The following is a 15,194-nucleotide window of genomic DNA, read 5'->3' as shown; positions in this document are numbered from 1 at the left end:
CGACGCCCAGGCAGCAAAACAGCTTTGGTTCAGTAAATCTCATGTGTTCTACTCGGATAGAGACATTGCCCGGCGCACACCGAGCCTTTGGGAAATACGAACGCAGTACACGTACTGCGCAGAATCCCAGGTCGTCCTAAACGAGCAGAATTACGCTGCGAAGATGGCAAGCAGAGAATCCGACTCCCGATAGCACCGGAGGTCGGACGGCGGAGGACGTTTTTGCCGATCTGTCAGTGAGGAACTCGAACCAAGGGAAGGGCAGATCATCAGGCCCACCGAGAGACCAGTCTTCTACCGCGTCTTTCTCGAAGCGGTCAACGGCGACGATCAACTCGGATTCCACCTCGGTGGACTGGCATCCGCCGTCGGGGCAGGCAATGCGGTGACTCGATTCTTCGCTGTGCTCTGAGGGAACCGGGCACGGGTCCTCACCCGGCCCGTCGCAGCAGAATTGGTCGCCAAACTGGGTGCTTGCGGTCCCATCAGCACAAATGCAGAGAAACCGCGGGCCGAGGCCCGCTCCCACGGCCAACAAGAGGGTGAGCAGGGTCGAGATGGCTTGGCGGTGTTTCATGGATGCGGGGATGCGGGTCAATCAGGCCTGCGACATCTTGACTATTACACCATGTCGTGTAATAGTCAAGCGCGGTTCATCGCTTTTCACAAATCCGAAAGGGTCCCAAATGGAGTCTTGCCGCCCAAAACTGCCTCTGGCCGCGCGCCCGCTCATTGGGGCTCTCGAAGCCGAGCGGGTCGGCATCCTCTTTAAGAGCTTGGCCCATCCAACCCGACTCCGTCTGCTTCACGCCCTAATCCGGGTGGACGAACTCAGCGTGGGAGATCTCGCGGATGAAAGCGGGATGTCGGTTCAGGCGGTGTCGAACCAGTTGCAACGACTTGCTGAGATCGGCGTAGTTGGCAAGCGTCGCAATGGGCTTCAGGCAATCTACTGCGTGATCGATCCATGCGTTCCCGTGCTGCTGGAACGCGCTTGGTGCCATGTGGATGAGTACGTCGAAGCAGGTTTTACATCCGCCGATCAACGGGACATCCGATGAGCACTTCCGTCTTGAGAGCTTCTCCGACCCCAGGCTTCCGGATGACAAGGGGGCTGGACTTGACAAAAGAGACCCCCAAGTAAAATGCGAACAGCGTGGGGTATGGGCTCTCGAATGGCTCATGAAACTGCCGATTACTCCCGGGTAGTTGTGCAACCAAGTCGAGAGAAAATCGCGTCACGACCAAAGTCCAGCCAGCACTATTCGCGTTCGGAAAGGGACTTGCATGACAATGCGGGTCCCTTTTTGCGTGCCCATTTGGACCATGTGTACACAGATTTGTACACAGTCCGGCACCGCGGACCCGCGCAGGGCGGCGCACGCCGCCGGGAGGGCGTGGCGATGGCCAGCCTCTTCACGCGTGGGAAGACGTACTACGTGCAGGTCTCGACCAACGGCAAGGTGACACGGCGCAGCCTGCGCACGACCTCAAAGCAGATCGCCAAGGCAAAGCTGCTGGAGCTGGAGCGCGATCGCATGGCGGGCGAGCTGCGCCTGCCGACCCAGACGCCGATCCCCGAACTCGTCGGCGCGTACATGCGGCACGTCCTGACGTTCAAGACAGCTGCGAACGCGGGCAAGGACGCCTCGGTCCTCCGCAACGTGTTCGGCGTGTGCTGCCCCGAACTGGAGCAGACCCGGCGCGGCGAGAGCAACGCCCGCGCCATGGCGGGCAAGCGTCGCGATCGTCCGGTGCGGCCGCTCACGGCATCGTGCGCCGAGGCTGTCACCACCGCCCAGGTCGAGGAGCACCTGAGCGGGCTGATGCGCGAGCGGGCGTGGTCGCCCAAGACGTACAACCAGCACCGGACGATCCTGCAGCGGATGTACACGTGGGCCATCGAGAGCGAACGCATCCGCATCGCGGGCGATCGGAACCCTGTGGCGCGGATCCGGCGGGCCCGCGAGCGGGCCCCGGAGATCCGACACTTGACGCTCGCTCAGATCGATGAGCAGCTGGCCGCGCTCGCGCACGATTCTGTGCTGCTGCCGATGGTCGCCGTGCTGATCTACGTCGGGCTGCGACGAGCGGAGCTGCTGTGGCTCCAGCGGGAGGACATAGACCTTGCGGCGGGGTTCATCCGCGTTCGGGCGAAGACAGTGGGTGGTGCTTCGTGGCAGCCCAAGACCGCCAGCAACCGGCTCGTGCCGATCCAGCCGGCCCTTGTTGCGATCCTGCGAGCGCACCCGCCGCGGCCCTGCCCAGGCGAGTGGCGCTTCCCAAGTTTGAGGGGGGCTCGCTGGGACCCGGACAACTTCAGCCAGGCCCTCGCGCGAGCCCAGCGGGCCGCGGGCCTGCCGTGGCACTGCCTGGACTTCCGGCACACCTATGGCAGCCTGCTCGCCCAGCGGGGCCTATCGCTCCATCAGATCTCGAAGCTCATGGGCAACAGCCCCGAGGTCTGTCGGAGGCACTACGCCCATCTGGCAACCGAGGATTTGGTGGAGGTGGCGCAGTTCGTAGCCAACGTAGCCGGTCGCTCTTGACGCCAGCACCGATTCTGTAGGTGTGAGGCGTTGTCCGGTCGGGTGGGTTGTTTGTGGGGCGTGCGGTAGGATGTCCCTCATCGAAGCGCACGGACGCCCGCTCACAGCATGACCACCCTCGAACGCCAACTCGAAGACGACCTCATCGCCAAGCTGCAGGGCTTGAAGTATCTGCATCGTCCCGAGATCCGCGACCGCGACGCGTTGCATCGCAACTTCCGCGAGCACTTCCAGGCGTTGAACCGGGTGACCCTCACCGACGCCGAGTTCGACCGCCTGCTGACCGACACCATCACCGCCGACGTCTTCGAGGCCGCTACCCGCCTGCGAGAGCCGCAGACGCTCGTGCGGGACGACGGCACGCCGCTGCACTACACGCTGGTCAACATCAAGGACTGGTGCAAGAACATTTTCGAGGTCGTCAGCCAGCTCCGCATCAACACCGCCAACAGCCACCATCGCTACGACGTCATCTTGCTCATCAACGGCATCCCCGCCGTCCAGATCGAGCTCAAGACGCTGGGCATCAGCCCGCGCAAGGCCATGCAGCAGATCGTCGACTACAAGGCCGATCCGGGCAACGGCTACACCAACACGCTCTTGTGCTTCATGCAGCTCTTCGTGGTCAGCAACCGCGACCGCACGTACTACTTCACGAACAACAACAAGAACCACTTCGCCTTCAACGCCGACGAGCGGTTCCTGCCCGTGTACGAGTTCGCCGACGAGCGCAACACCAAGATCCCGCACCTGGACGACTTCGCCGAGGCGTTCCTGGCCAAGTGCACGCTGGGCCGCATGATCAGCCGCTACACCGTGCTCGTCGCCAGTGAGCGGCAGCTGCTCATGATGCGGCCGTACCAGATCTATGCCGTCGAGCAGATCATCGACTGCATCAAGGACGGCGCCTCGAACGGCGGCGGCAACGGCTACATCTGGCACACCACCGGCAGCGGCAAGACGCTGACGAGCTTCAAGGCCTCGACGCTGCTCAAGTCCAACGACGACCTTCACAAGGTGCTCTTCGTGGTCGACCGCAAGGACCTGGACAAGCAGACCCGCGACGAGTTCAACCGCTTCCAGGCCGGCAGCGTGGAGCACAACACGAATACGGCGACGCTCGTCCGCCGCCTGCTGAGCGACAACTACGCCGACAAGGTCATCGTGACGACGATCCAGAAGCTCGGCCTCGCGCTCGACGAGCAGAGCAAGCGCAACAAGAAGCGCAGCGAGCGCGGGCAGGAGACCTATTCGAGCCAGCTCGCCCCGCTCCGCGACAAGCGGATGGCGATCATCTTCGACGAGTGCCATCGCTCGCAGTTTGGGCGCACGCACGAGACCATCAAGGACTTCTTCCCCCGTGCCCAGTTCTTCGGCTTCACGGGCACGCCCATCTTCGAGGAGAACGCCTCGCAGATCAGGGTCGAGGGCGACGTGGCGACGTACAAGACCACGGCCGACATCTTCCAGCAGCAGCTCCACGCCTACACGATCACCGACGCCATCGAGGACCGCAACGTCCTGAAGTTCCACGTCGATTACTTCCAGCCTTCGGCCGAGACGAACGTGCAGCCCACGGGCGAGCTGACCAAGAAGGCCATCGTCGACGAGATCCTCAAGAAGCACGACGCGGCGACAAATCACCGCAAGTTCAACGCCATCCTCGCGACGGGCAGCATCGACGACGCGATCACGTACTACGAGCTCTTCAAGGCCACGCAGCTCGGCCGCACACAGACCCACCCCGATTTCCAGCCCCTCAAGATCGCCGCCGTGTTCTCGCCGCCGGCCGAGGGCAACGCCGACGTCAAGCAGCTCCAGGAGGACCTGCCCCAGGAGCAGGCAGACAACAAGCAGGAGCCCGACAAGAAGAAGGCCGCGCTCACCCGCATCATCAGCGACTACAACGAGCAATACGGCACCAATCACAGCATCGCCGAATTCGACCTGTACTACCAGGACGTCCAGCAGCGCATCAAGAGCCAGCGGTTCCCCGACGAGGACACCAAGGGACCGGACGGCACGCCCGGCGGGGCCAAGGTCGATCTGGTCATCGTGGTCGACATGCTGCTGACCGGCTTCGACTCCAAGTACCTCAACACCTTGTACGTTGACAAGAAGCTCAAGCACCACGGGCTCATCCAGGCCTTCAGCCGCACCAACCGCGTGCTGAACGACACCAAGCCGCACGGCCAGATCCTCGACTTCCGCGGCCAGGAAGACGCAGTCAACGATGCCATCCGCATGTTCTCCGGTTTGCAGACGACCGGCGACAACGCCGACAAGCCGCGCGAGATCTGGCTGGTCGAGCCCGCGTCAGAAGTCATCAAGGAGTTCAGGAAGGCTAAGGCCGATCTTGACGCGTTCATGGAGAGCCAAGGCCTGCCGCCGACGCCCAGCAGCGTGGCGAACCTCAAGGGCGACGACGCCCGGGCCGGCTTCGTCGAGCGGTTCAAGGAGGTCCAGCGGCTGGCCACGCAGCTCGGCCAGTACACCGACCTGACCGAGAAGCAGGAAGCCACCATCGAGGCCGTGTTGCCTACTGACGAGGCCCGCGGCTTCCGCGGGGCCTACCTCGAGACCGCCAAGCAGCTCAAGCGGGCCGCCGCCGGCAGCGACGAGCCCAACCGCACCGTCGACAACCTGGACTTCGAGCTGGTGCTCTTCGCCTCGGCCACGATCGACTACGACTACATCATGAAGCTCATCAGCGACCTGTCGCAGGCGGGCACGGGCAGGGACGCCAAGCCCGTGCGCTCCAAGCTGACGCGCGAGGAGCTGATCGGGCTGATCGAGTCGGACGCCAAGTTCCTCGACGAGAAGGACGAGATCGCCGCCTACGTCCGCAGCCTGGAAGCGGGCAAGGGCCTGAGCGAGCAGGAGGTCAGGGATGGCTACGCGCGGTTCAAGGCCCGGCGGCAGGCCGAGCAACTCGCGGGGCTGGCGGGCGTCCACGGCCTGCCGGAGGGTCGCCTGAGCGCCTTCGTCGATGAGGTGCTGGGCCGGATGATCTTCGACGGCGAGAAGCTGACCGACCTGCTGGCCCCGCTGGACTTGGGCTGGAAGGACCGCCAGCGCAAGGAGCAGGAGCTGATGCGCGGGCTGATCCCGCTGCTGCACCAGCGTGCGGGTGGGCGGCGGATTAATGGGCTGGAGGCGTGGGAGCAGTGAGCAACAAGCATCCAGCCAAGCTGACGCCGCAATTGCGGTTCCCGGAGTTTCGGGACGATCCGCCGTGGGATTCGAGACATCTCGGCCGTCTTTTCTTGGAGAGAACGGACACTGGAGGCGATGGCCTGCCGCTATTGTCGCTCACCGATGCCGAAGGGCTAATTCGACAAGAAGACTCCGGTAGAAGGGACAATTCAAACGCCGACAAGTCTCGCTACGCGCGAGTCTGTCCCGGCGATATCGCATACAACACCATGCGGATGTGGGAAGGCCGGAGTGCTCTTGCTCATGAAGAAGGTCTGATTAGCCCAGCCTACACCGTGTGCACGCCGAGGCAGGGGCAAGACAGCGATTTCTTCGCGCACTACTTCAAGACAGCCGTAGCGATTGAGCAGTTTCGTCGCTTTTCGCAGGGCCTGGTGAAGGACACACTCAATCTCAAGTATGACCGATTCGCGAAGATTCGGCTCTACACGACATCACCAGAGGAGCAGCGCAAGATCGCGGCGTGCCTGGGGTCGCTGGGCGATTGGATCGCGGCCGAGGAGCGTGCGCTGGAGGCGCTGCGGCTGCACAAGGCAGGCCTCATGCAGCAACTCTTCCCCCGCCCCGGCGAGACCCGGCCGCGGCTTCGGTTTCCGGAGTTTCGGAACGCGGCAGATTGGAAGCCCACGCCAATAGACAAGCTCGCGAGCATCAAGTCAGGCGGAACACCTTCAAAGAGCAATCCGCACTACTGGGGTGGGTCCATCCCGTGGGTCTCCGCAAAAGACATGAAGACCGTACTGTTGGATGACAGCAAGAGTCACATCGCGCAGCTCGCCGTGGATGAAGGCGCAAGACTTGTACCCGCTGGCACACTGCTTATGCTCACTCGCGGCATGACCCTAATGAAGGATGTGCCGATCTGCCTGTTGCAGCGGCCGATGACCTTCAACCAAGATCTCAAGGCCCTTTCTCCCCGTAAGGGTACGCGCAGCGACTTCCTCATTTACCTGCTGATTGCCAACAAGCCGAGTCTCCGATCACTTGTTGACATTGCCGGACATGGTACCGGGCGTCTGGACACTGACAAGATCAAGAGGCTAGAGCTGTCGAAGCCCGAACCTGCCGAACAACAGCAAATCGCCGATTGCCTCGCCGCACTCGATGCCCACCTGACCTCACAGGCTGGAAAGCTTGCTGCCCTCCGTCAACACAAACACGCCCTGATGCAGCAGCTCTTTCCGTCCTCGCGCCGGGCTCAACAAGGTAGTTCGCAGTGAGTTCATTCAGCGGATTGTCCGAACTGGCCAAGTACGTAAGGGGCAAGCTCGACCCAGATCCGGACAGCCGGAAGAAGTTCGTGCTGCTTTTCGCATACAACGGCACGGGCAAGACCCGCCTCTCCGGCGCATTCCGAGATCTTGGCAAGCAGGTGGACGACGAAGGCACAACGACGGCTCGCGACACCTTGTACTTCAATGCGTTCACAGAAGACCTGTTTACATGGTTCAACGACCTCGAGCGAGACGCAGATCGCTTCCTGCAGTTGAACGCGGCCTCAACGTTTTTTGAAGGATTGCGCGAGCTAGAGATGGAGAGCCGTATCGAACTGTTGCTGGAGCGCTACACCGATCTACGCATTTACATTCAGTATGAGGATCGCGAAGAGTGGACGCTAGTTCCAGACGAAGATAGGCACAAGTATCCAAAAGCACCTTGCGTTCTATTCTTCCGTGACCGTGACGCCGATGGCAACCCGATACCGTTGAAGCCGTCGCGCGGTGAGGAGAACGTGTTCGTCTGGTGCTTCTTTCTCGCCACTGTTCAGCTCGCGCTCGACGGTGATCAGGCGTATGACTGGGTAAGGTACGTCTACATCGACGACCCGGTGTCTTCGCTCGACGAGCACAATGCGATCGTGGTCGCCAACCATCTGGTACAGATCTATCGGGACGCCGACACCGTCGGCGTCGGTACCGTGATCTCGACCCACCAGCAGTTGTTCTTCAATGTGTTGCACTACGAGCTCAAGAACCACTTCAACCGTTCACCCCAGTACACGCTTACCCGTGACCGAGGGACAGAGCAGTACCGTCTGACCGAGCAGAAAGGGGACACACCCAGCTTCCACCATGTGGCAGCGCTGGTCGAACTGGACAAGGTCGCCCGCGGCGGCATAATCCACACCTATCACTTCAACATGCTTCGGACGGTCTTGGAAAAAACTGCGCTTTTCCACGGCTACGCCCACTTCGGCAGGTGTATCAAGCAAAACGAGGACGATGCGGACGGCATCCTCCACCAGCGATTCGTCGATCTCCTGAGCCACGGCAAGTACTCGCTCTTTGAGCCTGCGGAGATGGGCGAGGAGACCCGCTGGTACTTCCGCAAGATCGTCCGTGACTTCCTGGAGCGCTACCCGTTCAATGCCGACCTGTTCCCTGAAGAGGCCATACCAGAGGGCGACCCCACAACATGACCAAGAGCGACCAAGCAGAACTCGGCAAGCTCCTCTGGAACATCGCCGACGACCTCCGCGGCGCCATGAACGCGGACGACTTCCGCGACTACATGCTCGCCCTGCTGTTCCTTCGCTACCTCTCGGACAACTACGAGCAGGCCGCCCAGCGTGAGCTCGGCAAGGACTACCCCGACCCCGACGCGGTGGGCAACGGCGGCCGCACGCCCCTGGGCGCGTGGTACGAGGAGAACCCCGGCGACGTGGACGCGTTCGAGGCGCAGATGCGCAGGAAGGCCCACTACGTCATCGAGCCTCCGTACCTCTGGACGCACATCGCGCACCTCGCCCGCACGCAGTCAGGCGACCTGCTCAAGACACTCGATAAGGGCTTCAGCCATATCGAGAACGATTCCTTCCAGAGCACCTTCGGCGGGCTATTCAGCGAGATCAATCTGGGCTCGGAGAAGCTCGGCAAGACCTACGCCCAGCGCAACGAGAAGCTGTGCACCATCGTCGGCCGCATCGCCGACAAGCTGGCCGAGTTCGATGCGAGCGCCGACACGCTCGGCGACGCCTACGAATACCTCATCGGCGAGTTCGCCGCCGGCAGCGGCAAGAAGGCCGGCGAGTTCTACACGCCCCAGCGCATCAGCTCGATCCTCTCCTCGATCGTCACGCTCGATGGACAGGACCCCAGGACGGGCCCTCGCTCCAAACTCGGGGCCGTCTACGACTTCGCGTGCGGTTCGGGCTCGCTGCTGCTGAACGTGCGCCGGCACATCGTGGAAGCCGGCGGAGCCGTCGGCATGACCTACGGCCAGGAGAAGAACGTCACCACGTATAACCTCGCCCGCATGAACATGCTGCTGCACGGGGTCAAGGACAGCGAGTTCCATATCCACCACGGCGACACGCTCGAGAACGACTGGGACCTGCTGACCGACCCCAACCCCGCCAAGCGCCCAAAGTTCGACGCCATAGTTGCCAACCCGCCCTTCAGCTATCGCTGGAAGCCCGGCGATGACGCGGGCGAGGACGCCCGCTTCAAGGACCACGGCGTGGCCCCCAAGAGCGCCGCCGACTTCGCCTTCCTGCTCCACGGGCTGCACTACCTCAAGGACGACGGCGTGATGGCCATCATCCTGCCCCACGGCGTGCTCTTCCGCGGCGCGGCCGAGGCGAGGATCCGCCAGAAGCTGCTCGAAGACGGCCACATCGACACGGTCATCGGCCTGCCCGCGAACCTGTTCTATTCGACGGGCATCCCGGTGTGCATCCTCGTGCTCAAGAAGTGCAAGCGCGAGGACGACGTGCTGTTCATCAATGCCGAGAAGCACTTTGACAAGGGCAAGCGGCAGAACTTCCTGAGCGACGAGCACGTTCAGAAGATCGTCGACAGGTACCAGCATCGCGGGGAAGAGGATCGCTACGCCCGCCGCGTCCCCATGAGCGAGATCGAAGAGAACGACTTCAACCTCAACATCTCCCGCTACGTCAGCACGGCCGAGCCAGAGGAAGAGATCGATCTCGCGGAAGTGCACGCGGAGTTGACGGAGATCCACAAACAGATCAAGGACGCGAAGGGGCGGCACAACGGGTTCTTGAAGGAGCTTGGGCTCGATCCGTTGCACTAGCTTCAAAGGTGTCATCGCGGAAGGCGTGCCAACCTACAACACCAAGATCGATCATGGCGAAGCCAACCCAGTCGTTCCCCCTCCTCGACACCCTCCGCGACGGCCCCGCGTGGCTCGGGCCGGCGTTCGCCCTCCTGGTCTACCTCAGCCTGGGCGTTGCCGTGCCGCTCGTGCTTGAGGCGGCCCTGCCACACCAGCAGAACTTCGTCCGCCTCGGTCAAGTCGGCGGCGCGTGCTTTGCCGCGCTCATCTTCGCGACATGGTTCGCCGCACGCTTCCAGCGGCGCGGCGAGTCGCGGCGGCTCAACGCCATCCGCACCATCGACGACGTCCGCGCGCTCACGCCAGAGCGGTTCGAGGCGTTGCTGTCCGAGGCGTTCCGCCGCCAGGGCTACGAAGCACAACGCCGCGGCGACGGCGCACCCGATGGCGGGGTGGACGTGTGGCTGAACAGAGACGGCAAGGCAACGCTCGTGCAGTGCAAGCGGTGGACAACCAAGAACGTCGGCGTTCCAACGGTCCGCGAGCTACTCGGCGTGGTGACCAGCGAGGGCACGGCCGAGGGCATCGTGGTCTCCTCCTCGGGCTTCACCGCCGACGCGAGGCGCTTCGCGGCAAGCAACCCGATCCGGCTGATCGACGGCGAGGAACTGCTGCGGATGCTGCAGGGCGTGCAAACTGAGCCCGGCACGCCAACCGAACCATCGGAGGCAACAGCAATGGCGATGGACACCCCGCGGTGCCCCAACTGCGGCGCGCCCATGGTCCGCCGCGTGGCGAAGCGCGGTCTGAACGCGGGGCAGGCAGTCTTTGGGTGCTCGACGTATCCAAAGTGTCGGGGGACCCGCGGTAGGGATGAGGCCCAATGACACAAGGCCCCGGCGGACTCGCATCTCCGGGGCGGCTGAGTTTAAGCAGTTGTCATGCTTGGTGATGTTGCTCCAGTCGTTCCACCTCCTTTCGCAAGTATCGCACCGTGCCGCCTCGGTTTGTGCCCAGGCAGTATCGCTTGAGCCTGTTCCGTTGGGCGATGCGATCCACGCTTGAGCGTGAGACCTGCCAGCGGTGCGCCAGTTCCTTGGGCGAGATGAACAGAGACTCCTGCCTAGGCATCCTCGGGCCTCCCTCTCGGGTGTCCGTCAATCCATACCGTCTTGCCGAGCCGAGTCGCCGCGTCTTGGGCAAGAGATGAAACCGTGCCAGAACCGCGCAAGGGCGTCGGCTTGCCGTCCGCCAGCTTCGACAGGTCATCCGCTGTCAGCGACGCCGCTCCCGCATACCTCCGCTCTTCACGCACAAGCTCTCCGAACTCGTTTACACGCGCGCCGACCACGAATGCGACGGACTGCTGCCCACAGTCGGTCGCTCGCTGCCTGTAGGATCGAGACTGACCGCGCTTTGAGGCAGCCCGGCGGAGCCGTCGAGGTTGCTGCTTCTTCCTGGGAAACAGCCTTCGACTGTGCGAGAAGCGCAGGACCCGGCGCTTTGCTCCCAGGTCTAGGACCCAGCCGGGAATGCAGTCTGGCTTGGTCAGGTACTTGGTGACATACGCGGCTGCGTGCTCAGGGTCGCCGAGGCTCCGTTGGGAGATGCGCGTCATTCCGAACGCCGGCCGGTTAGACGGAGGGGGTCCGCACCTTGCGGGTCTGTTCTTGCTCCACTCGCGATCGAGCAAGTCCTTCGGGATGAACGAGGCATCGACGAGCACGTGGTAGTGCGGCATTTCCGTGTACTTCTGGAACTCCACGACGTACCAGAACCTCCGGCTATGGAGTACGCCAGCCCGATGGAGTGCCTGAATGAGGACGCCTAGGGCCCTTCGCTCGCGAACGTGGAAGTACGCGTCGCGCGGTCTCTCGAAGAGAGTGGGGTCGACGGTCAGTGTCAGCATCAGCAGCCCCGCGAAGGTGGGGAGGGCCGTGAGCAACTGGCTGCGTTGCTGAAGCCCGAGCGCGACACAGCAATGCGCGCAGAACGAGCATCGGCATCGACGCGGTCGGATCTCTGCGCCGATCGTGACGAGCGGGTCTGTTACAACATTGTCATCTGATTCAAGTAAAACGGATGCGGCGGGTACGCGGGGTAGGTCGGTCAGGATGGTGTTCGTCGAGTTCTTGGGCATCATGGTGACCGACGATACCGAGAGTCGAAGCCGCCGCCAGAGCCCGACATCGATTGAGAGGCGGATTGGGAGGCTGAGAGGCAGAATGAGAGGCAGTCGTCCGGCAGTAGCGAACTCAGGCCCTTCGGGGCAACGCCTGCCTTAGCCTCGGTGCACGCCTCGGTTCTGTCGAGCGTTCTGCTAGGCATTCTCCAGGTCGTACCCGTCCAGTTGCCAGCCCTCCGCCAAGCCGTACAGGCACGATCGCCGTGCACCGGCCCACTTGGGGAACCTGCAGCCGCGGTCGACTGTTGCCCACGCTGGTACAGTTGGAAACCATGCAACAAGTAGAGCATGAAGAGGCGGATGCTACTGGTGTGATAGAACTCGGGTCCGAGGTGCTCATTGAGGTGCGCGCCGCGGAGCCTGATCCTGGCGCTCAACTGGTTGAGTTGGTGAGGATCCTGCGAAGGCAGCTGGACCTGACCGCAAGACGCTCGGAGTCAGGTTGGGTAGCGCAGTACGTGCCAGCGTCAGTCACGGATGCGCACACTCGATTCAGTGGGGTGCTGCTCGTGCTCACGAGTCCGATCGTCAACCGCGCGATCAGGAACGGAGAGCTAGTCCCCGTCTCCGATCGCGCTCGAATTCGACTTCCGCCGCCGGGACCAATCCGAGAGTTTGTTGAACTCGTACAGGCCGCTAGTAGTTTCGTGCCGATGGATCACGACCTCTCAAGTGGACTTTACACCCAAACGCGCGCGGCAGTTGATGGCTTGGAAGCGCAAGTAGAGGAGATCCGCCGCTGTCTCTGCATCGTTTGCGGCGAGCGTGGCGGTCTTGAGGCGGCAACAGAGCGATCGCTTCAGGTGGTGTCTGAGCAGTTGCCGCAGCGCGGAACTCCCGAGTGCGACCGGTACGTTATCGAACGCACGCGTGTCCAGCTGTTCTACGAGGGAGCCTCACCCAGCACGCTCTACAACCGGTGTAGGGACGCCGCGGATCCGCTGCCTGAGGCCGATCAAGAGAGATCAGCCAAGAACTCGCCCGTACGGTTTCGGGTGAGCGAGCTTGACGAGCGATTCACACGTCGCGAACGACCTCGCCTTCCACGCAGCTGAGTGCAGCTGAATGTGCCACCTTGGCCCGACGGCTGTCATTGTCGCGATCAGACGGGAGCAGTAAAGGCGCGGCGCTCGCGGACTCGCTTGGCCTTGACAGCACCCGCCTGATCGCAGTTCGCTCCGCCGTTCGGGTCAAGGGGCAGTCCGGCCTTGGGATTGGGTCGGCTGCGCCTGTACACAAATCTGTACACAGTCCGTTGAAAAGCATGGCCGAAATGGGCACAATGGATCCGTGCCGGGATTCGCGTAAGTCCTGGCGGATACTGCAAGTAGCTGTCCGGGCGAGAGTTGCGGGGTAGGGCCGCGGAGCCCTCATAACCCGAAGGTCGCAGGTTCAAATCCTGCCCCCGCTATTGCACCAACACGCGACCCGCCAGACGGCGGGTCGTTGTGGTTTTGGGTCACGCTATTCTTGGTAAGTGAATCGGAACCGTTGGTCAGAGTGGAACCGTGATCCCTTCTTGTTCGAGCGATGGCCGTGGATCCTGCTCTACCCGTTGGTCCTGGTGCTTGCGAGCGCGTGGAACCTGATTTCGTTCGCATATGCCCTGCTCGTCGGGCCGCCGTATTGGCTGTTCCGGCGGCTTCGGGCGCGGCAGCTTCGGGCACGCCGTCGAAGCCGAGAACGCCCGCCAGCGCCGCGGCTTTGACCAGCTCGTAGCCACGCTCAGTTCGTGCGCAGCTAGATCGATCGGCCTCGCCTTGGCCTTCCCATCAAGGGGCCCATCAAGAGTGCCGTCTTCGTGGAGTGCCGGGTCGCTCGGGCATGCGCCCCGTGAAACTCCGGATGGCCAACGGCAGGATCGCTGAAGATCTCAGTGTTGCGCCATCGCGACGGCGCAACGAGCTGCGCGGCCGAGTGCCCCAGCGCAATCCCATGCGCCGTAGACACGCGTGAGACTCCGCAGCGGGCCTCAGAGCGGGCTGGCATGCCCATTGCCTACGCACGGACGACCGCGAGCCGCGGTCCTGGCGTTGGTCACAGAACAGGAGAATCCGATGCACGACCTGGATTACATGGAGCCCGAAATGTCCGATCTCGACATCGGATTAGAGGATGACGAGTTCGGTGAGATCGGGATGTACGGCGAAGATCTCGCCGCCCGATCTCTGACCGACGCCCAGCTGAACGAGCTTGCGGCGGATCTGCTAGCCGTTTCCGATGACGAGGAGATGGAGCAATTCCTCGGCAAGCTCGTGAAGAACGTGGCGAAGGGGGCCGGGCGTTTCCTCAAGTCGGGCGCCGGTAAAGCGCTCACCGGCACGCTCAAGGGCGTGGCCAAGGCGGCCCTGCCAACCGTGGGCAGCGCCCTCGGATCTTTGGTGTTGCCGGGCGTGGGGACCGCCATAGGCGGCCAGCTTGGCTCGGCCGTGGGAAGCCTCTTCGAGGCCGAGGTCGAAGGCCTGAGCCCAGAAGACCAGGAGTTCGAGATCGCTCGCCGCGTCGTCAAGCTGGCCGAGGTCGCCACCAAGGACGCGGTCAAGCATCCCGAGTCACCCGCCGCGGCGAAGCAGGCCGTCAAGAAGGCGATCGCCAAGGTCGCCCCGTCGGCGGCGGAAGTTGGCGTGATCGCGCAGGACTCTCCGCTCTCGGACGACGATCTGGACGAGATCGTCGAGGATTTGCTGAGCGCTGATTCCGACGACGAGCTTGGCGACATCATTAATGGCGTTCGGAGGTTCTGGAACAGCGATGGTGCGAGAAGGGTCTGGAGCTTCGCGAAGCCAACGCTGGTAGCCGCCGCGAAGGGCGCCGTTGGCAATATTCACGATCGGACCCAGTCCTGGCTGGATGCACAGACCAGCCAGGAGCTCGCCATGAGCGATCCTGCCGAAGCGACGAGGCAGCTGGTCTCGATCGTGAATGAGGCGGCCACGAATGCCGACCAGCTCTCGGCCGCCATTCCGCCCAAGAAGGCTGCCGCCATCGCCCTGAAGCGTGCGGCCAAGAACGCCGCCAGCAAGAGCGAGGGCGAGTTCGGCGGGCTGCGCGGCTATGGATCGCCATCGGGCGGGTTGGGCCAGCAGCGTTCTGTCGGCTTCGCCAGGGCCCGCGGGTACCGCCGCCCGGGCTATGCATCGCGCCCCTATGGGCGCAGCGGTGCTTCGCATGCGCAAGCAGGTCGCTGGTACCGCCGTGGCTCGAACATCATCCTCGCTGGGGTGTGA

9 protein-coding genes are annotated in these 15,194 nt (G+C 63.0%); 8 read left to right on the top strand and 1 reads right to left on the bottom strand.

All coding sequences use genetic code 11. The annotated features are described in order from the left end of the window. Positions 1-494 precede the first annotated feature (494 nt). From AAFX79_03035 to AAFX79_03005, 7 genes are all read left to right on the top strand, one after another. Positions 495-1,061, top strand: coding sequence for a metalloregulator ArsR/SmtB family transcription factor (locus AAFX79_03035; GenBank protein ID MEO1007516.1), 567 nt, complete (start codon positions 495-497; stop codon positions 1,059-1,061). A 342-nt stretch (positions 1,062-1,403) separates the two neighbouring features. Further along, the gene (locus AAFX79_03030; protein ID MEO1007515.1) at positions 1,404-2,549 is read left to right on the top strand and encodes a tyrosine-type recombinase/integrase; all 1,146 of its coding nucleotides are present in this window, start codon (positions 1,404-1,406) and stop codon (positions 2,547-2,549) included. Between the two features lie 108 nt (positions 2,550-2,657). Beyond that, positions 2,658-5,720, top strand: a complete 3,063-nt coding sequence (locus AAFX79_03025; GenBank protein MEO1007514.1) for a type I restriction endonuclease subunit R — start codon at positions 2,658-2,660, stop codon at positions 5,718-5,720. Further along, positions 5,717-6,985, top strand: a complete 1,269-nt coding sequence (locus AAFX79_03020) for a restriction endonuclease subunit S (protein ID MEO1007513.1) — start codon at positions 5,717-5,719, stop codon at positions 6,983-6,985. Before AAFX79_03025 ends, AAFX79_03020 begins: the two co-directional genes overlap by 4 nt. Further along, entirely contained in the window at positions 6,982-8,184 is a 1,203-nt protein-coding gene (locus tag AAFX79_03015; protein ID MEO1007512.1) for an AAA family ATPase, read from the top strand. The genes AAFX79_03020 and AAFX79_03015 overlap by 4 nt, the downstream gene beginning before the upstream one ends. Then, positions 8,181-9,800, top strand: a complete 1,620-nt coding sequence (locus AAFX79_03010) for a type I restriction-modification system subunit M (GenBank protein ID MEO1007511.1) — start codon at positions 8,181-8,183, stop codon at positions 9,798-9,800. Before AAFX79_03015 ends, AAFX79_03010 begins: the two co-directional genes overlap by 4 nt. Positions 9,801-9,853: 53 nt before the next feature. After that, the gene (locus AAFX79_03005) at positions 9,854-10,669 is read left to right on the top strand and encodes a restriction endonuclease (protein MEO1007510.1); all 816 of its coding nucleotides are present in this window, start codon (positions 9,854-9,856) and stop codon (positions 10,667-10,669) included. A gap of 236 nt (positions 10,670-10,905) precedes the next feature. Here AAFX79_03005 and AAFX79_03000 read toward each other — a convergent pair whose 3' ends face one another. Then, positions 10,906-11,691 (bottom strand): hypothetical protein, encoded by a 786-nt coding sequence (locus tag AAFX79_03000; GenBank protein MEO1007509.1) that lies wholly within the window; start codon positions 11,689-11,691, stop codon positions 10,906-10,908. 2,333 nt (positions 11,692-14,024) lie between these two features. Here AAFX79_03000 and AAFX79_02995 point away from each other — a divergent pair. Next, positions 14,025-15,194, top strand: coding sequence for a hypothetical protein (locus AAFX79_02995; GenBank protein MEO1007508.1), 1,170 nt, complete (start codon positions 14,025-14,027; stop codon positions 15,192-15,194).

Source organism: Planctomycetota bacterium, assembly GCA_039819165.1.
GTDB lineage: Bacteria > Planctomycetota > Phycisphaerae > Phycisphaerales > UBA1924 > JAHCJI01.
The sequence above is the reverse complement of the archived record's forward strand: the minus strand, read 5'-3'. Positions and strand labels throughout refer to the sequence as shown.